The sequence below is a fragment of the Enterobacter sp. A8 genome (genome assembly GCF_004296595.1).
GTDB lineage: Bacteria > Pseudomonadota > Gammaproteobacteria > Enterobacterales > Enterobacteriaceae > Enterobacter > Enterobacter cloacae.
Window position 1 is genome coordinate 430,683 of the sequence record NZ_SCMF01000003.1, and the last position, 19,721, is coordinate 450,403.

Sequence of the window (19,721 nt, forward strand, 5' to 3'; positions counted from 1 at the left end):
AACACCAAAACCGTAGGCCCGGTAAGCGTAGCGCCACCGGGCGATACAGCATCACTCTTCCAGTGAATACGGCAGCGGCTCAATACTCAAGGTATTGGCATCATCACGCACGCGGAACACGCTGTCGGCTTCCATGTCGTTGTTCATCACCGCCTGCACCAGCAGACGGCCATCATCCAGCTGAACGGCGGCTAACACGGTGCCGGTACGGCGCCAGTTTTCACCCATCTTCAGTTCTAAATCTTCACCCGCTTCCGGTACACGGCTGGCGTGACCCGCCAGTGTCCACAGCGCGCGCTTATTCGCGCCGCGGAATTTTGCCCGCGCGACCATCTCCTGGCCGGTGTAACAGCCTTTTTTAAAGCTGATGCCGCCCAGCGCCTGCAGGTTGGTCGCCTGCGGAATAAACTGCGCGCTGTTGGCTGCGTCAATCACCGGCAGACCCGCTTCAATGTTCAGTGCCAGCCACTGTTGGCTGTTATTGAACTGGGCTTCACCGCGCAGGGCCTCAGTTACGCGCTCGGCGGTCGCGGCGTCGGTCACCAGCAGGAAACGCTCTGCAGGATGTTCAAACCACAGAATGGAGGTCTCACCTTCGCTAACCAACTGCTTTTCTGCATCCGGCAGTTCGTTGAACAGGTTTTTCAGCGCGGCACGCGCCTGGAAACCGGCCACGCCCAGCAGCACGTGCTCGTCATCTGGCGCAATCGTGACTTTGGAAAAGACCGCGTATTTCTTCAGCTCTTTGAGCTGGTCATCACGCAGGCTGCGGCGCTCAATAAAGGCAAAGCCATCCTGACGGCGGAACAGACGCAGGTTGCTCCACATTTTGCCTTTTGGATCGCAATGCGCAGCCAGCAGGTGCTGATGTTCGGTCATCTGGCTCACGTCTGCCGTGACCTGGCCCTGAAGGTATTTTTCGGCGTCGGCACCAACGAGTGTGGCCAGTGCCCAGTCATCAAGAGAAATAAGCGTCAGCGGCAGACGCGCAGAGGCGGCGGGCTGGCGAGGAGAAAATGGTGTAAATGCCATAACGGTATCCTGAATTGCTTAACGCTTTGATAATGCCTAATGGTAAAAGAGACTACAGCCATTGCAAGCGCTTTCAGCAGGCCATTCGTGCCATAACGCAGCAATGCGTAGCGCCACGCAAAATAGTGTAATCCGCTGTCTTTATAGGGGTTATTCTGGAAGCCCACTTCAGCTTCGCAATATTCCAGTAAAGAAACGGTCAAAAACACGTTACACTAGCGAGTGTCCCCGCAGAGAAATAAAGAAGACTGAACGGGGTACCGACTGTGCCAAACGTAATGCAGGAAACAGAACATGGATATTAACAACAAGGCCCGTATTCACTGGGCATGCCGACGCGGCATGCGTGAACTTGATATCTCCATCATGCCTTTCTTCGAATATGAGTATGACAGCTTAAGCGATGAGGATAAGCGTCTGTTTGTTCGCCTGCTTGAGTCTGACGATCCCGATTTATTCAACTGGCTGATGAACCACGGCAAGCCCGCCGACACCGAGTTGCAACGGATGGTGCAATTAATTCAAACACGGAATCGGGAACGTGGTCCTGTGGCAATCTGATCTTCGCGTCTCGTGGCGCTCGCAGTGGATGTCGTTATTGCTCCACGGCTTGGTCGCGGCATTTGTTTTACTGATGCCGTGGCCGCTTAGCTATACGCCGCTGTGGCTGTTGTTGCTGTCGTTCGTCGTTTTTGACAGCGTGCGCAGCCAGCGCCGGATCAATGCCCGCCAGGGTGAGATCAAATTACTGATGGACTCCCGCCTGCGCTGGCAGGGTAAAGAGTGGGATATCCTCGGTATGCCCTGGATGCTCAGTTCCGGCATGATGCTACGGTTACGCCAGGTGGGCGGCGGTAAGTGCCAGCATCTGTGGCTGGCCGCCGACAGTATGGATATTGCGGAGTGGCGGGAACTGCGCCGGATGCTACTGCAGCAGCAACCGACGCAGGAATAATACGCGTTAACTGAACTTCTCGGCCATTTCGCCCAGAATCTGTTCGCACCAGGTTTGCAGACGCTCGTCGCTCAGATCGTACTGGTTGGTTTCATCCAGCGCGAGCCCGACAAACAGCTGGCCGTCTGCGATAATCGGTTTTTTACTGGTAAATTCGTAACCTTCCGTTGGCCAGTAGCCGATAAACGTGACGCCCTTCGGTGCCAGCTTATCGTGCAGCATGCCGAGTGCATCCAGGAACCATTCCCCGTAACCGAACTGGTCGCCCATACCGTACATGGCAATGATTTTGCCGTCGAGGTTGAGCGTATCGAGCTGATCCCAGATGGCTTCCCAGTCTTCCTGTATCTCACCGAAATCCCAGGTCGGGATGCCGAGGATCAATACGTCGTACTGCTCCATCAGCGTGAGCGCATCGTCCTTCAGGTTATGCAACGTCACCAGTTCCGGGCCAATGATGTCGCGAATTTTCTCTGCCGCCATTTCGGTGTAGCAGGTGCTGGAACCATAAAACAGACCAATATTCATCGCGTATCTATCTCAATTCTTGCTATGACTTTGCGCGTAGTGTACCAGAAACCGCTCGCAATCAGGCATAATGCCCGGATTGCAGAATCAAAGGGGCTGATGTGGAAAAGGATCTCGCACTCATCGAACAGTTTCTCGATGCGCTGTGGCTGGAGAAAAACCTGGCCCAAAATACGCTGAGCGCCTATCGGCGGGACCTCACCATGCTGGTGGAGTGGCTGGCACACCGGGGACTGTCGCTGGAGAGCGCACAAAGCGACGACCTGCAGGCGCTGCTGGGCGAGCGTATGGAGGGGGGCTACAAAGCCACCAGTTCCGCGCGTCTGCTCAGTGCAATGCGTCGACTGTTCCAGCATCTCTACCGTGAGAAAATTCGCACGGACGATCCCAGCGCCCTCCTGGCATCGCCTAAACTCCCGCAGCGGCTACCGAAAGATCTCAGCGAAGCACAAGTTGAGAGATTATTACAATCACCGGCTGTTGACCTGCCGCTGGAGTTACGCGATAAAGCCATGCTTGAGCTATTGTATGCTACCGGCTTGCGCGTTTCGGAACTGGTTGGCCTGACGATGAGCGACATCAGCTTGCGCCAGGGCGTGGTTCGTGTGATCGGTAAAGGGAACAAGGAACGGCTGGTCCCGCTGGGAGAAGAGGCGGTGTACTGGCTGGAAACGTATCTGGAACACGGTCGTCCGTGGTTGCTGAACGGCGTTTCTATCGATGTCTTGTTCCCCAGCCAGCGTGCGCAGCAGATGACGCGGCAAACGTTCTGGCATCGCATCAAGCATTACGCCACACTGGCGGGCATTGACAGCGAAAAGCTGTCGCCGCACGTGTTGCGGCATGCCTTTGCGACACATCTGCTGAACCACGGCGCCGATCTGCGCGTGGTGCAGATGCTGCTGGGACACAGCGATCTTTCCACGACGCAAATTTACACCCATGTCGCGACGGAACGCCTGCGGCAGCTACACCAACAGCACCACCCTCGCGCGTGAGTGCCGACGAATTGTTACAGGATCTTATATGAAAAAGTCTTTTGCGCTGTTCACCCTGCTGGCAGCCTCTTTTACCGGTTTTGCCCACGCGGATGACGCCGCTATCAAACAGTCGCTGACGAAACTCGGCGTGACCAGCAGCGATATTCAGCCTGCGCCGGTGGCGGGGATGAAAACCGTTTTAACCAACAGCGGCGTGCTGTACGTGACCGAAGATGGCAAACACATTATTCAGGGGCCGATGTACGACGTAAGCGGCGCGCAGCCGGTGAACGTGACCAACCAGCTGCTGATGAAAAACCTGAATGCGCTCGAAAAAGAGATGATCGTTTATAAGGCGGCGCAGGAAAAACACGTTATAACCGTCTTTACCGACATTACCTGTGGCTACTGCCACAAGCTGCATGAAGAGATGAAAGATTACAACGCGCTGGGCATTACCGTGCGTTATCTGGCTTTCCCTCGCGCGGGTGTGCAGAGCCAGCCTGAGCAGGATATGAAGGCCATCTGGTGTGCAAAAGATCGTAACAAAGCGTTTGATGACGCGATGAACGGTAAGGGTGTGCAGCCGGCTTCCTGTGATATTGATATTGCCAACCACTACGCACTGGGCGTGCAGTTTGGCGTGACCGGTACGCCAGCCATTGTCTTAAGCAACGGCTACGTTGTCCCGGGCTATCAGGGGCCAAAAGAGATGAAAGAGTTCCTCGACGCACACCAGAAACAGTTTGGTGGTAAATAATCCGCGTGAAAGCCCCAATAAAATTGCGCCGCCGCGACGCGGTTGAACAGGTTGATTTGCCAGCCGATCTTCCCCCGCTGTTAAAGCGGCTCTACGCCAGCCGCGGCGTGCGGAATGCAGGCGATCTTGAGCGCAGCGTCAAAGGGATGCTGCCCTGGCAGCAGCTGAACGGCATCGAAAAAGCCACTGAAATGCTCTACAACGCGCTTCGAGAAGGCACGCGCATTGTGGTGGTGGGGGATTTCGATGCCGACGGCGCCACCAGCACCGCGCTGAGCGTGCTCAGTCTGCGCGCGCTGGGCTGCGAAAACGTTACCTATCTGGTGCCTAACCGCTTTGAAGATGGTTATGGCCTTAGCCCGGAAGTGGTCGATCAGGCACATGCCCGCGGCGCGCAGATGATCCTGACCGTAGATAACGGGATCTCCTCCCATACGGGGGTCGATCACGCGCATCAGTTGGGGATCCCGGTGCTGGTTACCGATCACCACCTGCCGGGTGAAACGCTGCCGGCCGCTGAGGCCATTATTAACCCGAACCTGCGCGACTGCGATTTCCCATCGAAATCACTGGCGGGCGTGGGGGTGGCGTTTTATCTGATGCTGGCGCTGCGTACTCTGCTGCGGGATAAAGGCTGGTTCGAGTCCCGCGGGATCGCCGTGCCCAATCTGGCCGAGTATCTCGATCTTGTTGCGCTCGGCACCGTGGCGGACGTGGTACCGCTCGATACCAATAACCGTATCCTCACCTGGCAAGGGTTAAGCCGCATTCGTGCGGGCAAGTGTCGTCCGGGTATTAAGGCGCTGCTGGAGATTGCGAACCGCGATCCGCTCAAGCTCGCCGCCAGCGATTTGGGCTTTGCCCTCGGCCCGCGCCTGAACGCGGCCGGCAGGCTGGACGATATGTCCGTCGGCGTCGCGCTGCTGCTGTGCGATAACATTGGTGAAGCGCGCGTGCTGGCGAATGAACTGGATGCGCTGAACCAGACCCGCAAAGAGATCGAACAGGGAATGCAGGCTGAAGCACTAACCCTGTGTGAAAAGCTTGAACGCAGCGGTGAAACATTGCCGGGCGGGCTGGCGATGTACCACCCTGAATGGCATCAGGGGGTGGTGGGCATTCTGGCGTCGCGTATTAAAGAGCGTTTCCACCGTCCGGTGATTGCATTTGCGCCCGCAGGCGATGGCACGCTGAAGGGCTCCGGTCGTTCGATTCAGGGGCTGCACATGCGCGATGCGCTGGAGCGTCTGGATACGCTCTACCCGGGCCTGATGCTCAAATTCGGTGGTCACGCGATGGCGGCAGGCTTGTCGCTGGAAGAGGCGAAATTCGACGAGTTCCAGCGTCTGTTTGGCGAACTGGTGACTGACTGGATCGACCCTGCTCTGCTGCAGGGGGAAGTGATTTCCGACGGTGAGCTCGCACCGATGGAGATGACCATGGAAGTGGCGCAAATGCTACGCGATGCAGGCCCGTGGGGGCAGATGTTCCCGGAGCCGCTGTTCGATGGCCGCTTCCGTCTGCTGCAACAGCGCATCGTGGGCGAACGTCACTTGAAAGTGATGGTGGAACCGGTGGGCGGCGGCCCGCTGTTGGATGGTATTGCCTTTAACGTCGATACCGCTGTCTGGCCGGACAATGGCGTACGCGAGGTCGAACTGGCCTACAAACTGGATATCAACGAGTTTCGCGGTAACCGCTCCCTTCAAATCATCATCGACAATATCTGGCCAATTTAGCGGCAGTAATCTCTATAAAAAAGGGCGTGGATTCGGTACAATCCCGCTCTTATCACCGCATTTTGACAAGTCCATAAAAGAAAACAGACCATGTTTGAAATTAATCCGGTAAAAAACCGTATTCAGGACCTCACGGAGCGCTCTGACGTTCTTAGGGGGTATCTTTGACTACGATGCCAAGAAAGAGCGTCTTGAAGAAGTAAACGCCGAGCTGGAACAGCCGGACGTCTGGAACGAGCCTGAACGCGCGCAGGCGCTGGGTAAAGAGCGTTCCTCTCTCGAAGCTATCGTAGATACGCTGGATCAAATGGCTCAGGGGCTGGAAGACGTTTCCGGTTTGCTGGAGCTGGCTGTAGAAGCCGACGACGAAGAAACCTTTAACGAAGCCGTGGCAGAGCTCGACGTGCTGGAAGAGAAGCTGGCGCAGCTTGAGTTCCGTCGTATGTTCTCCGGCGAATACGATAGCGCTGACTGCTATCTCGATATCCAGGCAGGTTCTGGCGGTACTGAAGCGCAGGACTGGGCCAGCATGCTGATGCGCATGTATCTGCGCTGGGCTGAAGCACGTGGCTTTAAAACCGAGATTATCGAAGAGTCTGAAGGCGAAGTGGCTGGCATTAAGTCCGTCACCATCAAGATCATTGGTGACTACGCCTACGGCTGGCTGCGTACCGAAACCGGCGTTCACCGCCTGGTACGTAAGAGCCCGTTCGACTCCGGTGGTCGTCGTCATACCTCCTTCAGCTCCGCGTTTGTTTACCCCGAAGTTGACGAAGATATCGATATCGAAATCAACCCGGCAGATCTGCGTATCGACGTTTACCGCGCATCTGGCGCGGGTGGACAGCACGTTAACCGTACGGAATCAGCGGTACGTATTACCCACATTCCAACCGGGCTGGTAACACAGTGCCAGAACGACCGTTCCCAGCATAAGAACAAAGACCAGGCCATGAAGCAGATGAAAGCGAAGCTTTATGAGCTGGAAATGCAGAAGAAAAATGCTGAGAAACAGGCGATGGAAGACAACAAGTCTGATATCGGCTGGGGCAGCCAGATCCGTTCTTACGTCCTTGATGACTCCCGCATCAAAGACCTGCGTACCGGGGTTGAAACCCGTAACACGCAGGCGGTGCTGGACGGCAGCCTGGACCAATTTATCGAAGCAAGTTTGAAAGCAGGGTTATGAGGAACCAACATGTCTGAACAACAAGCACAGGGCGCTGACGCGGTAGTCGATCTTAACAACGAACTGAAAACCCGCCGCGAGAAGCTGGCAGCGCTGCGCGAGCAGGGCGTGCCGTTCCCGAACGATTTTCGTCGTGACCACACCTCAGACCAACTGCACGCTGACTTCGACGCTAAAGAAAACGAAGAGCTGGAAGCGCTGAACATCGAAGTGGCCGTTGCGGGCCGTATGATGACCCGTCGTATCATGGGTAAAGCCTCTTTCGTTACCCTGCAGGACGTAGGCGGCCGCATTCAGCTGTACGTTTCCCGTGACGATCTGCCAGAAGGCATCTACAACGAGCAGTTCAAGAAGTGGGACCTGGGCGATATCCTGGGCGCGAAAGGTAAACTGTTCAAAACCAAGACCGGTGAACTGTCTATCCACTGCACCGAACTGCGTCTGTTGACCAAAGCCCTGCGCCCGCTGCCGGACAAATTCCACGGCCTGCAGGATCAGGAAGCGCGCTACCGCCAGCGTTATCTGGACCTCATCTCTAACGATGAGTCCCGCAAGACTTTCAAAATTCGCTCCCAGATCATGGCCGGTATCCGCCAGTTCATGGTTAACCGCGACTTTATGGAAGTGGAAACCCCAATGATGCAGGTGATCCCGGGCGGTGCTTCCGCACGTCCGTTCATCACCCATCACAATGCCCTGGACCTGGACATGTACCTGCGTATCGCGCCGGAACTGTACCTGAAGCGTCTGGTGGTGGGTGGGTTCGATCGCGTGTTCGAAATCAACCGTAACTTCCGTAACGAAGGCATCTCCGTGCGTCATAACCCAGAGTTCACCATGATGGAACTCTATATGGCGTATGCAGATTACAAAGATCTGATCGAGCTGACCGAATCCCTGTTCCGCACCCTGGCACAGGACATTCTGGGCACCACGCAGGTACCTTACGGTGAAGAAGTGTTCGACTTCGGCAAGCCGTTCGAAAAACTGACCATGCGCGAAGCGATCAAGAAATACCGCCCGGAAACCAACATGGCGGATCTGGATAACTTCGATTCTGCAAAAGCGATCGCTGAAAGCATCGGTATTAAAGTGGAGAAGAGCTGGGGTCTGGGCCGTATCGTGACCGAGATCTTTGAAGAAGTGGCAGAAGCGCACCTGATTCAGCCGACCTTCATCACTGAATACCCGGCTGAAGTGTCCCCGCTGGCGCGTCGTAATGACGAGAACCCGGAGATCACTGACCGCTTTGAATTCTTCATCGGTGGCCGTGAAATCGGCAACGGCTTTAGCGAGCTGAACGATGCAGAAGATCAGGCGCAGCGCTTCCAGGATCAGGTTGACGCAAAAGCGGCAGGCGACGACGAAGCGATGTTCTTCGACGAAGACTACGTGACGGCGCTGGAGCACGGCCTGCCACCAACGGCGGGTCTGGGTATTGGTATTGACCGTATGGTAATGCTGTTCACCAACAGCCACACCATCCGCGACGTGATCCTGTTCCCGGCGATGCGTCCGGTTAAATAACGTCTGCAGATCGTAAAAAGCCCCGTGCGATAGTCGCCGGGGCTTTTTTATTTGGCGGCGAAGGCCCGCAGTTTTTCGCGTGCCGCCGTCGCTTCCATCACCATCCAGGGGCTAAAGGCCCACGGTGTGGCATCCAGAGCCTGGAACAACGCATCCAGATCAACCCATTCGTATGCCATCACTTCATCACTGTTGATCGTCAGCGCATTCGTTATCCTGGCGGCAAAGACCGGGCAAATCTCATTTTCGACGATCCCGGAAGGATCGGTTTCACAGTAGCGAAACTCAGCGGCGACAGGGGTGATCCCGGTAATTTCGGCTCCCACTTCATAGCGGCAGCGGCGCACAATGGCCTGATCAATCGCTTCACCAGATTGCGGATGGCCGCAGACTGAGTTCGTCCAGACGCCCGGCCAGGCTTTTTTGCTTAATGCGCGACGGGTGATAAGACACTCCCCTTTGGCATTGAAGAGCCAGGAAGAGAACGCCAGATGGAGTGGGGTATGGGAGGTATGTGCAGCGTATTTTTCCTGAGTGCCAATCACCATTCCCTGGTCATTTACCAAAATAACGTGTTCTTGAATACTCATTGATGCTCCAGTGCTAACCATGCGGATGGTTCAGCACCACCAGCGATGTCATTATACTGCATTCCGGTACGAACGGTTTGTTCCACAGAGCGGAAAAGGGCTGACCCATATCTGTTTGGGCTGGTATTATAGGGCGCCATTCACGCTGACCGAGGATCTGTTTTGTTTGCAGGAAGCCTGACGAGAAACCCCATCACTGCCGTGTTCTGCCTGATGCTGACGCTATTGCTGGCAGGCTGTTCAGGGAGTAAATCTTCGGATATGGGCAGCTATTCCGGCGCGGTCTATACCGTGAAGCGCGGGGATACACTGTACCGGATTTCGCGCGCGACGGGGACCAGCGTAAAGGAGCTGGCGCGTCTGAATAATATCTCTCCGCCATATACCATCGAAGTGGGGCAGAAGCTGAAGGTTAATGGTGGTTCATCCTCGGGCAAAAAATCGTCGTCGAAAGGCAAAACCGCCAAAGTGACGCCATCCTATGCGGTGCCGCAATCCTCCTGGCCGCCTGTCGGACAGCGCTGCTGGATTTGGCCGGCCAGCGGCAAAGTTGTGTTGCCGTACTCCTTATCTGAAGGCGGCAATAAGGGAATCGATATTGCAGCCGCGCGCGGTACGCCGGTTTATGCCTCCGGGGCAGGGAAGGTCGTGTACGTGGGCAACCAGCTGCGCGGTTACGGTAATCTGATCATGATTAAGCATGGTGAAGACTACATCACGGCTTATGCGCATAACGACACAATGCTGGTTAATAACGGCCAGAACGTGAAGGCGGGGCAGAAGATCGCCACCATGGGCAGCACGGGGACGGATACGGTGAAGCTGCACTTCCAGATCCGTTATAAGGCCACCGCCATCGACCCGCAGCGTTATCTTCCGGCACAGGGCAGCAAGCCGAAGTGCTAAGTGATTATTTTATCGCCGTTTAGTTGCGAAGAGGCTTGTATGAAGAGGCGTAAGGTCTATAATGCTTTACGCACCTCAAAGCGGGCGTAGTTCAATGGTAGAACGAGAGCTTCCCAAGCTCTATACGAGGGTTCGATTCCCTTCGCCCGCTCCAGACCTTTCTTAAAGACTAAATCCTAAGCGACTCTGTTTAAAGCTTTCTGGCTGATTTACTTACTGTAAGCAATTTTGAACATCGCACTGCCATCCAGCATTCTCGCTAAATAGCAGTCCGACTTTTTTGACGTTAACCCTTTATCTTCAGTTCCTTGATGCGGAAATCATTTCCCATACTGGCTGACACATGGCTGACTACCGCGAGTTCAGCCTGACTGCCCGTGGCTTTGAATTTTCCACTCAGGGTTACCCATTCATTTGCCTGCTTCAGTTCCAGGGGGGCGGAAATGTCTTTGCCATCAGCACGCAGCGAAACCTTTGGCGCTTCATATTTTTCTATGATGCGCGCAATTTTCACCGTCCAGGTATATTCATACCCGGCAGTCAGACCTGTCAGTGTCTTTTTGAGGATCTCACCGGCATGGTTTTTATTAGGTCTGGTAATAAACTCGACGGCGCGGGTGCTGGCGTCAACCAGGTAAAGATCGTGACCGGCAGGTCCGGCCTGCCAGTTATTCCAGTTATCGCGCTCAAAGTTGGTTAAATCTTCAAACGGAGCTGCCGCCGCGGCGGAAATATCCGCCTCGCGATACACTTCAACGCTGAATTCACCGGCGTTGTCTTTGTACTGGTCTTTGCCATCGGCAAAAAACAGCGTCAACGTCCCTTCAGCTGGAACCGACCAGCGGTATTTATGATTACCAACCGGATAATTTTCGTTACCAAGGCGTGCCTGAAGCGAAGGATTGCGTAACGTTAGCGTTTCACCCTCTCGGGGAATACGCCCCTGTGGTGCGGTAAGCGCAAAATTTTCACTTCCATTCCTGGCCCAACCACTGGCCAGAATAGTAATTATCTCTCCCGCTTTGAGGGCAACTCCTGTATTTGTCCCTTCGGCATTTTTTGCGTCAACTTTTCCTGACCAGATTAAATTTTCGCTCATGTCTGACTCCTGTGACAGCGTGGCGAAGAATTTCGCCATTGAAAGATAGTCCTTACGAAATGCGTGATTTAAGTCACTCAGTTCTGCTAACCGCCTGATAATTTGAATAAATAAAATCCTGAGAAGCACGAACTTCTCATCATCATTACCCGGTTGTTATCGGCAGGAATGAGAATAGTCAGGTGGTATATACAATTCAAAACGCTAAAAGCTTTATTAAGGGTTGCGATTTTGTAATCAATTAAAAATATTAAAATAATTATCGCTGAATTAGGAATAATCTTAAGAAATAAGAGGGTGAGTGCAGGGTTTTTAAATCGTTTATTCTCCCCATTGTTTACGTTGATATTCATGTAAGCACTTCAGGAAATCGGGCATACTTATCACGTGTCATGCGGGTAAAGTTCAAAAATAAACAAATTATCTTTTTACGTATGCCATACCCTCTGATATACCTTCATTCCCTCATACCAGTCTGAGTGATGGCCGCTGTGGTCTATACTGGCCATTATCGAATACCCAAAGGTGGTGTCATGCATATATTGCCTCCTGTTCGCCCTGAACACTCCATTGAACGCCTGACGGCGGTACTTGAACCCATTGCGGAAAAAGTGAAGCTCGCGCCGCGTAAGCGGATTACCTGGAAACATAAAGGCCGCCAGCAAATGTATCTTTTTCAGGAAGGAGAGCTTTCTTTGCTGCGGGCATCTGACGGGTTGCTGTTAGTTAGCGTTTTTGAGCCTCATCTGTTCGGCATTGCCGAGATGATCCAGCCGACGCAAGGACATATACTACGCGCAGAACGGGAGTCTCTGATTTTGCGTGCTGATGCAGATGAAGCCGCCGCGCGATTTCGTGAACAGGGCGTCTGGGAGGATGTGGCAGCCTTGCTGTCGTACCATACGGCCTATCTCATTTATCGTGATGCCCAGGTTGTGCAGCAGCGCACCTATTCCGTGATTCGCAGCTATCTGCAGGAGATGATATTACTGCCCGATGAGGTGCGGATGCGAATAACTATTCTGGAATATATTCAGGATCGTACGCTTCTTTCCCGCAGCAGTATTCTCAATGTATTATCTGCACTTAAGCAAGGTAAATATATCGCGTTCAAACGTGGCGGATATTTACTGGAGGTAGGGCATTTGCCAGAGTCATTTTAAAATTTAAAAATAAACAGAAAATGATTTCGCGATCGTCGTGTTTGTCGATATCGTTTGCTCACTGAAATATTCAACAGAGTAAACGGGATTTCTATGAAAAAGACACTTGTTGCATTAATTCTGGCTAACGCTTTTACCGCAACGTCTGCATTTGCAGCGGCAGATACAGGCACCTGGTATAGCGGTGCTAAATTCGGCTGGTCACACTATTTTGACGCCAGCACCGGCTCGAAAGCGAGCGATAATAATAATGGCTCGAACCAGTATAATATCGATCATGATAATGTCGGTGGTGGGGTATACGCGGGTTATCAGATGACTCCGTGGCTGGCACTGGAAGGCGGGTACGATTATTTAGGCAATATGCAGATTAAAGGCAAACATAGCGCGGGGGCACAAATGAAAAGCCAGGGGCTACAGATGTCCTTAAAAGCCAGCTATGCCGTGACCGACAGCTGGGATATCTATGGTCGTGCCGGAGCGATGGCCTATCGTGCTGAATCTGATGTAAGTGGTCACAATCGTTTTGAAACAGGCGTTCGCCCGCTTGCCGCAGTCGGGACGGAGTATGCGTTTAACAAAAATTTAGCGGGCCGTCTGGAATATCAATGGGTAAGCAACGTGGGTAATGCCAACCAGATTGGCGTCAGCAGCGACGTAAGCTCTGTGACTGCAGGTCTGACATGGCGATTTGGACAGCGCGATTAATCTTTGCCATCCTTTCCGTTACAAAAGCCCGACTGTTCAGCAGTTGGGCTTTTGGCATTTAACCGGTGACTAAAGGTTGAAGGACAATGTTAATCTTTTGCAGTCCCGTGACGTTTTTATCTTTCAGGTACTGCTGATTAACCATTTCCAGCTGCTCAAGTTTAGTCAGCGAGGCGAAGACCGGCTGAACAGGGCTATCTTCGGTAAAAATATCTTTCGCGGTAGTCTGTTGTAAATAATCTGATTTCAACTGCGCTGTTAAACGGTCGATCTGAACTTTATTTTCCTGATACAGCGCAGCGATATGCGATGCCGGAATTTCTGGCGGTTTTTCTCCGGGTAAAACTAATGGGATCTGCAGATGATGGATTTGTTCAACCTTATCAGGCGCAGACGCGCTGCAGGCGGTTAATAAACTGAGGCTGAGCAGAGTCAGTAATAATGACCGTTTCTTCATGGGGGACTCGTGTTAAATAAGCAGAGCGGACATTATCGTAAACAACCGATACATCTTCAGATTAAACTTGTTTAATTTTAAATATCCCGGCGGGAATAATCAGCCAGGCTGACGCAGCCACCCCGTCTGCGTCAGTCATGCACGCAGGGGAAACAATCCGGCAAGAAAACGCTATACGTTATAGCCATCAGGATCCCGTAAGGCTATGCTTCATTCAGCACGATAATAATTACAGAGGCAATGTCATGGATAAAGAACTACTGGATGCGGGTTACCGGGCCTATACCGGGGAGAAAATTGACGTCTACTTCAATACCGGGATCTGCAAACACTCCGGTAACTGCGTTCGCGGCAGCGCAAAGCTGTTTAATCTGAAACGTAAACCGTGGATCATTCCTGATGAAGTGGACGTGGAAACCGTTGTACGCGTGATTGATACCTGTCCGAGCGGTGCGCTGCAGTATCGCCAAAAATAAGCGAGGAACCATGGATATTCTGGAAGGCCATAACAAGTTTTATGTGAACGATGCGAACGGCAATCAGGTCGCAGAGATTGTCTTCGTACCCACAGGTGAGCATCTGAGTATTATTGAGCACACCGATGTCGATCCGAGCCTGAAGGGGCAAGGGGTTGGTAAGCAGCTGGTGGCGAAGGTGGTGGAGAAAATGCGCGGTGAGAATCGCAAAATTATCCCGCTGTGTCCGTTTGCGAAGCATGAGTTTGATAACACGCGGGAATATGACGATATTCGGGCGTAAAACACACCGGCGATGGCCGGTGTTTTTTTATCTCACCTGCTCCAGCAGCAATCCCAGCGCGATCGCCACCATAATCCCCCCTGAGGCCATACTCACCGCACGTGCCGCCTGCGGACGGGTCGCCAGCACCGCTTTCGAACCATATCCCACCAGCAAATAGACCAGTGTGCAGGTGATAAGATGCATCACACCCAAGGCTGACATCTGCGTGGCAATCGACCAGCTTCCCTTTGGATCGGTAAACTGCGGAAGCAACGCCAGAAACAGTAAGAAGACTTTTGGGTTGAGCCCGCTGATACATAATCCCTTCACCGCCCACTGTTTCCAGTTTCCTGCATGCTGTACGGTGCTTTCCGGCGCGGCAGGATGGCGTAACAGCGTGATGCCGAGCCACAGCAGATAAACCGCCCCCGCAATTGTCAGCCCTGATAATGCCAGTGGATGTTGAGCCATCAACACACCCACGCCCGCCACTACGACCAGCGTGGCGAGCAGATGCCCGGACATCAGCCCCATCACCGCCGGCACTACGCGCCGCCCGTTGATCCCGGCGCTGATCGCATAGGCCCAGTCTGCACCCGGAGTCATGATGAGCAGGAAGGACACCACCCAAAAACCGGCCACAATACTCATTTCCATCGTCTGTGAAACTCCTGTACCTGAATTACCCGGAGAGAAAGAATATCGGTATCGGTACGAAATGAGTTTTCAATGTTATGCTCATAAAACGCTAAAATTGAGAAAATCTTCCATATGGATAGCATTGATCGAAAAATTCTTGCTGAACTGCAGGCTGATGGCCGTTTATCTCTTACGGAGCTGGCGGAGCGGGTGAACCTGAGCCTCTCTCCGTGTCACCGACGCGTACGTGCGCTGGAGCAGAGCGGAGCCATTACGGGGTATCGCGCCAATCTCGATCCCGCCAAAATGGGGTTTAATTTCCTGGCGATTGTGTTTGCCACCCTGAAAGAGGGTGATAAGAAAGCGGTCAGCGCGTTCGAAGAGGCGGTGGAAGAGATCCCGCAAATCGTGCTGGCCCAGCGATTATTTGGCGATCCCGACTACCTGATGCATGTTGTCACCCGCGATCTGTCGGCTTTTCAGAAACTGTATGACGAGAAACTTTCTGCCATGCCAGGCGTACAGCATCTTCGCTCTACGCTGGTGATGAAAACGGTCGTGCAGGACAGACCGTTTCCACTGTAAAAATCAGACGCGCCCGGCAGAAGGCCGGGCACGCGAGGGTTAGCCGACAAACATCACCGACACGCACAGCACGCCAACAATGAGCGTGAGCAGGCTGCCAATGGAGCGATACGGCTTCAGGGCGGGGATCAGGTATGTCGACAGCGTCGGCATGATAAACAGGATCATGGCGATAAGCGGACCGCTGATGGCGTAAATCATCGAAATGGCGTTCGGGTTAATGCAGCAGACCGCAAAGGTGATCAGCGACACGCCCAGAATAGAAATCGCACGGTTAAAGGCGCGGCTCTTCTTCACGCCGACCTGATTCAGCGACGACTTTACGATTTCCGTCGCCCCTTCAATCACCCCAAAATAGGTGCCCAGGAACGATTTCGACATGGCAATAATCGCCACAATAATGCCGGAAATGCCGAGCCAGGCCGGAGAAGAGGGCATCATCGACAGCGCTGACAGGATCGTCACCCCTTGCTCTTTTGCGGTCACAATATAGGACGGCGGAATCGAGAGCAGGCAGCTGAACACAAAGAACAGCACGCTCAGGCAGATGATCAGATACGCCACCTTCATGATTTTCTTGCACTTGTCCATGGCTGCGTCACCGAACTTCTCGCGGCGATCGACGGCAAAGGTGGAGATAATCGGCGTATGGCTAAACGCGAACACCATCACCGGGATTGAGATCCACACCTGATGCAAAGTGTGGCGATCAAACGCCATCTGGCTGGTGAGCAGTGAGGGTTGCCAGCTGCCGGTCAGGTACAGGGAGACAAACAGGAAATAGGCGATCAGCGGAAATACCAGGAAGCCCATCACTTTGATCGTGATATGACGCCCCATCAGGAAGATAAGATTCAATACCAGTACCACGCCAAAACTGACCAGCACGCGAGTGGCGGTATCCACTGTCATCCTTTTTGCCAGCTGCTCCGTTAATGAATTGGTGATGGCCACGGCGTAAATCTGCACCACCACGAAGAAGGCGATGAAATAGAGCGTGGTGATCAGATTCCCGATTTTCCTGCCGTAGTAGTGGGAGACCGCGCCAGTGATCCCTTCATTGCCTTTCGTTTTTGACGACAGGATAAATTGCGCCAGCGCTTTATGCGGCCAGTAGGTTAATGGGTAGGCCACAAGGGCGGTAATGAACAGGACAATAGCGCCTGCGGAGCCCAGCTGGATGGGCAAGAACAGCGTTCCTGCGCCCACGGCCGTGCCATAGAGAGCGAAACTCCACAGAGTCTCATCTTTTGACCAAATTTTCGACATTAGAGCAACGTATCAACTAGCAAACCATTCAGAATGGAGTGCAATTTACCATAGTTATGCGTTGAGAGCGCAGTTGCTTCGACGGAGTTTGGCCGGACCAGTCGTCCGGCCAGAGGGGAGTTAGCCCGCCAGGGCGCGTCGCTGCTGACGACGCTTCAGGAATTTCTCACGTAACGTGTCATACGCCCAGTTGTAGAACATGGTGTAGGGCAGGAAGAACAGGAAGAAACCTATTTCCAGCGTGAATGCCTGCAGCAGCGTGACGCCAAGAACCGCAGCGACAATCGACACGCCAATCACGATAAACCCACATTCGAACCCCAGGGCATGCAGCGCGCGGACTTTTGCCGTGCGTTTTACGCGCTGGACAGGCCAGAAACGGTCGAAACCGAAGTTATAGATAATGTTCCAGAGCATGGCCGTGGTGGCGAGGATAATGGTCAACCCACCCATCTCCACCACGGAACGCTGCATCAGCCACGCTGCCGTTGGGGCGAGGATCGCCGTGGCAATCCCCTCAAAGCAGACCGCGTGGAAGATCCGCTCCGGCAGTTTACGTTGGAGTGCATCCTGATGTTGCATAGCTTTCGACCTCGTTAATTCGCCGGTATGGGCGTTGATGGTGCCTATTTTTATCGCTAAAGGTGATATATTAAAGATGGTATCCATCGATAAAGTAGATAGGTTATGCGCTACTCACCTGAAGCCCTTACCGCGTTTGTTGAAACCGTGGCGGCGGGCTCTTTTTCTGCTGCCGCACGGCGGCTGCGTAAAAGCCAGTCAACAATCAGTACCTCGATTGCCAATCTTGAAGCTGACCTCGGCTTTGATCTGTTCGACCGTTCGGCGCGCCAGCCGGTGTTAACCGCTCAGGGAGAGCAGGTGCTGGGCTATGTCCAGGCGATCCTCGCCGCCAGCACGCGGCTGGACGAACTGGCGGTATCGTTGACCGCGCAAACGGAGGCGCGCCTGACGTTTGTCCTCTCTGATACGCTTAACCCGGACGTGCTGGAAGATCTGATGAACCAGTTTGACCAGCGTTTTCCCCATACGGAATTTGAGTGCCTGATTGGCGAGGAAGAGGACGTCATCGATCTGCTGCAAAAGGAGAGGGCGCAGGTTGGCCTGACGGAGGCGCGTGACGCTTACCCGACCGATATCGGCGTCACCCGGTTGCCGATGCAAACCCGGATGGCGATTTATGTCGCGACCACGCATCCTCTGGCCGGGCAACATGAAGTGCAGGCCGATGAGCTGCACGGCTGGCGGGAACTGCGGCTCAGCACCTATCTTGAGCGCGAGGCAACGCTCGCCCGGGGGCCGGTCTGGTCGGCACCGAATTACCTGTTACTGCTGAGTATGGCGGTGCAGGGATTTGGCTGGTGCGTGTTGCCGTGTGCGCTGGTGGAAGAATTTGCCGCCGCGAAATCGCTGGTGCAGTTGAATGTCCCTGGCTGGCCTCGCGCGATCGGTATCGATCTGCTGTGGAATAAACGATCCCCTCCCGGCGTCGCCGGAAGCTGGCTGCGGCAGTATCTGCAGGACGCACGCTGATCCTTGTGATTAAACTCACTATTTTTAAACAATTAAGATAAATGCCAGTAACAATCCTCTACTATCGTCATGTCCTTTAACGCAGAGGTGGTGATGAAAGATGTCGTTATAGTGGGTGCGTTGCGTACAGCTATCGGCTGTTTTCAGGGAGCGCTGGCGCGTCACTCGGCTGTTGAACTGGGTAGCGTGGTGGTGAAAGCGCTGGTGGAGCGCAGCGGGATCCCGGCACATGAAGTCGATGAGGTGATCCTCGGACAGGTCCTGACGGCCGGCGCCGGGCAAAACCCTGCCCGTCAGGCGGCGCTAAAAGGCGGCCTGCCCAACACCGTCTCGGCAATCACCATCAACGACGTCTGTGGCTCAGGGTTAAAGGCGCTGCATCTTGCCACGCAGGCCATCCAGTGTGGCGAAGCGGATGTGGTCATTGCCGGTGGGCAGGAGAACATGAGCCGCGCGCCGCATGTCCTCACCGACAGCCGCACCGGCGCGCAGCTGGGTAACAGCCAGCTGCTTGACAGCCTGGTGCATGACGGGCTGTGGGACGCGTTTAATGATTATCATATGGGCGTGACGGCGGAAAACCTGGCGCGTGAGTACGGTATAAGCCGTGAGCTGCAGGATGCTTACGCGTTGAGCTCGCAGCAGAAAGCGCGTGCCGCGATTGATTCCGGGCGTTTTCGCGATGAAATTGTCCCGGTGTGCACCCAGCGCCAGAACGGTCAGACGATTGTCGTCGACACCGATGAGCAGCCGCGAACCGATGCTAGCGCAGAAGGGCTGGCCATGCTCAATCCTGCTTTTGAAACGCAGGGGTCGGTCACGGCGGGAAATGCCTCTTCGATTAACGACGGTGCGGCGGCGGTGATGATGATGAGCGAAAGCAAAGCGCAGGAACTGGATCTCCCCGTGCTGGCCCGGATTAAGGCGTTTGCCAGCGTGGGGGTTGATCCGGCGTTAATGGGGATCGCACCGGTGTATGCGACCCGTCGCTGCCTCGATCGCGCGGGCTGGCAGCTTTCCGATGTGGATCTGATTGAAGTCAACGAGGCCTTTGCCGCGCAGGCGATCTCAGTGGGCAAAATGCTGGAGTGGGATCCGCTGCGGGTGAATGTCAACGGCGGTGCGATTGCGCTCGGTCATCCCATCGGTGCTTCCGGCTGCCGCATTCTGGTATCGCTGGTTCACGAGATGAAAAAGCGTAACGCCCGTAAAGGCATTGCCACGCTCTGTATCGGCGGTGGGCAAGGAGTAGCGCTGGCTATCGAACGTTAATCCCTTCCTTCATAAAAAAACCTCCCGA

At 54.1% G+C, this 19,721-nt stretch carries 23 protein-coding genes and 1 tRNA gene; 16 read left to right on the forward strand and 8 right to left on the reverse strand.

The annotated features are described in order from the left end of the window. Positions 1-51: 51 nt before the first annotated feature. Positions 52-1,032, reverse strand: a complete 981-nt coding sequence (gene ygfZ / locus EQV24_RS14025; RefSeq protein WP_023620448.1) for a tRNA-modifying protein YgfZ — start codon at positions 1,030-1,032, stop codon at positions 52-54. A 294-nt stretch (positions 1,033-1,326) separates the two neighbouring features. Here ygfZ and sdhE point away from each other — a divergent pair, with 294 nt between their 5' ends. After that, complete coding sequence (gene sdhE, locus EQV24_RS14030; protein ID WP_013098615.1) at positions 1,327-1,593, forward strand: FAD assembly factor SdhE; 267 nt, start codon at positions 1,327-1,329, stop codon at positions 1,591-1,593. After that, positions 1,574-1,987 (forward strand): protein YgfX, encoded by a 414-nt coding sequence (locus tag EQV24_RS14035; protein ID WP_023620447.1) that lies wholly within the window; start codon positions 1,574-1,576, stop codon positions 1,985-1,987. The genes sdhE and EQV24_RS14035 overlap by 20 nt, the downstream gene beginning before the upstream one ends. Positions 1,988-1,993: 6 nt before the next feature. On the opposite strand, the gene fldB is transcribed toward EQV24_RS14035, so the two are convergent. Beyond that, positions 1,994-2,515, reverse strand: a complete 522-nt coding sequence (gene fldB / locus EQV24_RS14040) for a flavodoxin FldB (protein WP_013098613.1) — start codon at positions 2,513-2,515, stop codon at positions 1,994-1,996. Between the two features lie 101 nt (positions 2,516-2,616). On the opposite strand from fldB, the gene xerD reads away from it, so the two are divergent. From xerD to lysS, 5 genes are all read left to right on the forward strand, one after another. Then, complete coding sequence (xerD, locus tag EQV24_RS14045; RefSeq protein WP_040021689.1) at positions 2,617-3,513, forward strand: site-specific tyrosine recombinase XerD; 897 nt, start codon at positions 2,617-2,619, stop codon at positions 3,511-3,513. Positions 3,514-3,541: 28 nt separating this feature from the next. Continuing rightward, positions 3,542-4,255 (forward strand): bifunctional protein-disulfide isomerase/oxidoreductase DsbC, encoded by a 714-nt coding sequence (dsbC, locus tag EQV24_RS14050; protein ID WP_013098611.1) that lies wholly within the window; start codon positions 3,542-3,544, stop codon positions 4,253-4,255. A 5-nt stretch (positions 4,256-4,260) separates the two neighbouring features. Then, complete coding sequence (gene recJ / locus EQV24_RS14055) at positions 4,261-5,994, forward strand: single-stranded-DNA-specific exonuclease RecJ (protein ID WP_040021687.1); 1,734 nt, start codon at positions 4,261-4,263, stop codon at positions 5,992-5,994. Positions 5,995-6,084: 90 nt separating this feature from the next. Continuing rightward, positions 6,085-7,183 (forward strand): peptide chain release factor 2 gene (gene prfB, locus EQV24_RS14060; RefSeq protein WP_095908218.1). Its coding sequence is split into 2 segments (ribosomal slippage): positions 6,085-6,159 and positions 6,161-7,183, totalling 1,098 coding nucleotides; the frame shifts between segments, so codons are not numbered across the junction. Between the two features lie 9 nt (positions 7,184-7,192). Next, complete coding sequence (gene lysS, locus EQV24_RS14065; protein WP_013098608.1) at positions 7,193-8,710, forward strand: lysine--tRNA ligase; 1,518 nt, start codon at positions 7,193-7,195, stop codon at positions 8,708-8,710. 47 nt (positions 8,711-8,757) lie between these two features. Here lysS and idi read toward each other — a convergent pair whose 3' ends face one another. Further along, positions 8,758-9,300, reverse strand: a complete 543-nt coding sequence (gene idi / locus EQV24_RS14070; protein ID WP_013098607.1) for an isopentenyl-diphosphate Delta-isomerase — start codon at positions 9,298-9,300, stop codon at positions 8,758-8,760. A gap of 162 nt (positions 9,301-9,462) precedes the next feature. On the opposite strand from idi, the gene actS reads away from it, so the two are divergent. Next, positions 9,463-10,206 carry an amidase activator ActS gene (gene actS / locus EQV24_RS14075; protein ID WP_013098606.1) on the forward strand — a complete coding sequence of 248 codons (744 nt, stop codon included), beginning with the start codon at positions 9,463-9,465 and terminating at the stop codon, positions 10,204-10,206. Positions 10,207-10,286: 80 nt separating this feature from the next. After that, a tRNA-Gly gene (locus EQV24_RS14080) sits at positions 10,287-10,360 on the forward strand. A gap of 132 nt (positions 10,361-10,492) precedes the next feature. Here EQV24_RS14080 and EQV24_RS14085 read toward each other — a convergent pair. Next, on the reverse strand, positions 10,493-11,305 hold the full coding sequence (locus tag EQV24_RS14085) for a LecA/PA-IL family lectin (RefSeq protein ID WP_243649052.1): 813 nt from the start codon (positions 11,303-11,305) through the stop codon (positions 10,493-10,495). Between the two features lie 533 nt (positions 11,306-11,838). Between EQV24_RS14085 and EQV24_RS14090 the strand changes: the two genes are divergently transcribed. Next, a complete protein-coding gene (locus tag EQV24_RS14090; RefSeq protein WP_058650435.1) occupies positions 11,839-12,468 on the forward strand; it encodes a helix-turn-helix domain-containing protein in 630 nt (209 codons plus the stop codon). 93 nt (positions 12,469-12,561) lie between these two features. Next, the gene (locus tag EQV24_RS14095) at positions 12,562-13,176 is read left to right on the forward strand and encodes an outer membrane beta-barrel protein (RefSeq protein ID WP_130626704.1); all 615 of its coding nucleotides are present in this window, start codon (positions 12,562-12,564) and stop codon (positions 13,174-13,176) included. A 58-nt stretch (positions 13,177-13,234) separates the two neighbouring features. Here EQV24_RS14095 and EQV24_RS14100 read toward each other — a convergent pair whose 3' ends face one another. Continuing rightward, positions 13,235-13,633: a hypothetical protein gene (locus EQV24_RS14100; protein WP_013098587.1), complete on the reverse strand. Its 399-nt coding sequence runs from the start codon at positions 13,631-13,633 to the stop codon at positions 13,235-13,237. Positions 13,634-13,878: 245 nt separating this feature from the next. Between EQV24_RS14100 and yjdI the strand changes: the two genes are divergently transcribed. Both yjdI and EQV24_RS14110 read left to right on the forward strand, forming a co-directional pair. Continuing rightward, a complete protein-coding gene (yjdI, locus tag EQV24_RS14105; RefSeq protein ID WP_013098586.1) occupies positions 13,879-14,109 on the forward strand; it encodes a 4Fe-4S mono-cluster protein YjdI in 231 nt (76 codons plus the stop codon). A 10-nt stretch (positions 14,110-14,119) separates the two neighbouring features. Beyond that, on the forward strand, positions 14,120-14,392 hold the full coding sequence (locus EQV24_RS14110; protein WP_013098585.1) for a GNAT family N-acetyltransferase: 273 nt from the start codon (positions 14,120-14,122) through the stop codon (positions 14,390-14,392). 27 nt (positions 14,393-14,419) lie between these two features. On the opposite strand, the gene EQV24_RS14115 is transcribed toward EQV24_RS14110, so the two are convergent. Then, the gene (locus tag EQV24_RS14115) at positions 14,420-15,031 is read right to left on the reverse strand and encodes a LysE family translocator (RefSeq protein ID WP_013098584.1); all 612 of its coding nucleotides are present in this window, start codon (positions 15,029-15,031) and stop codon (positions 14,420-14,422) included. Between the two features lie 114 nt (positions 15,032-15,145). Between EQV24_RS14115 and EQV24_RS14120 the strand changes: the two genes are divergently transcribed. Then, on the forward strand, positions 15,146-15,598 hold the full coding sequence (locus EQV24_RS14120) for an Lrp/AsnC family transcriptional regulator (RefSeq protein ID WP_013098583.1): 453 nt from the start codon (positions 15,146-15,148) through the stop codon (positions 15,596-15,598). Between the two features lie 39 nt (positions 15,599-15,637). On the opposite strand, the gene EQV24_RS14125 is transcribed toward EQV24_RS14120, so the two are convergent. Together EQV24_RS14125 and EQV24_RS14130 are read right to left on the reverse strand one after the other, a co-directional pair. Further along, positions 15,638-16,867 (reverse strand): amino acid permease, encoded by a 1,230-nt coding sequence (locus EQV24_RS14125; RefSeq protein ID WP_023620440.1) that lies wholly within the window; start codon positions 16,865-16,867, stop codon positions 15,638-15,640. Positions 16,868-16,987: 120 nt separating this feature from the next. After that, a complete protein-coding gene (locus tag EQV24_RS14130) occupies positions 16,988-17,449 on the reverse strand; it encodes a multidrug/biocide efflux PACE transporter (protein WP_020687112.1) in 462 nt (153 codons plus the stop codon). A 105-nt stretch (positions 17,450-17,554) separates the two neighbouring features. On the opposite strand from EQV24_RS14130, the gene EQV24_RS14135 reads away from it, so the two are divergent. Continuing rightward, positions 17,555-18,421 carry a LysR family transcriptional regulator gene (locus EQV24_RS14135; RefSeq protein ID WP_013098580.1) on the forward strand — a complete coding sequence of 289 codons (867 nt, stop codon included), beginning with the start codon at positions 17,555-17,557 and terminating at the stop codon, positions 18,419-18,421. A 93-nt stretch (positions 18,422-18,514) separates the two neighbouring features. Next, positions 18,515-19,693 (forward strand): acetyl-CoA C-acetyltransferase, encoded by a 1,179-nt coding sequence (locus EQV24_RS14140; RefSeq protein ID WP_023620438.1) that lies wholly within the window; start codon positions 18,515-18,517, stop codon positions 19,691-19,693. Positions 19,694-19,721: the final 28 nt, after the last annotated feature.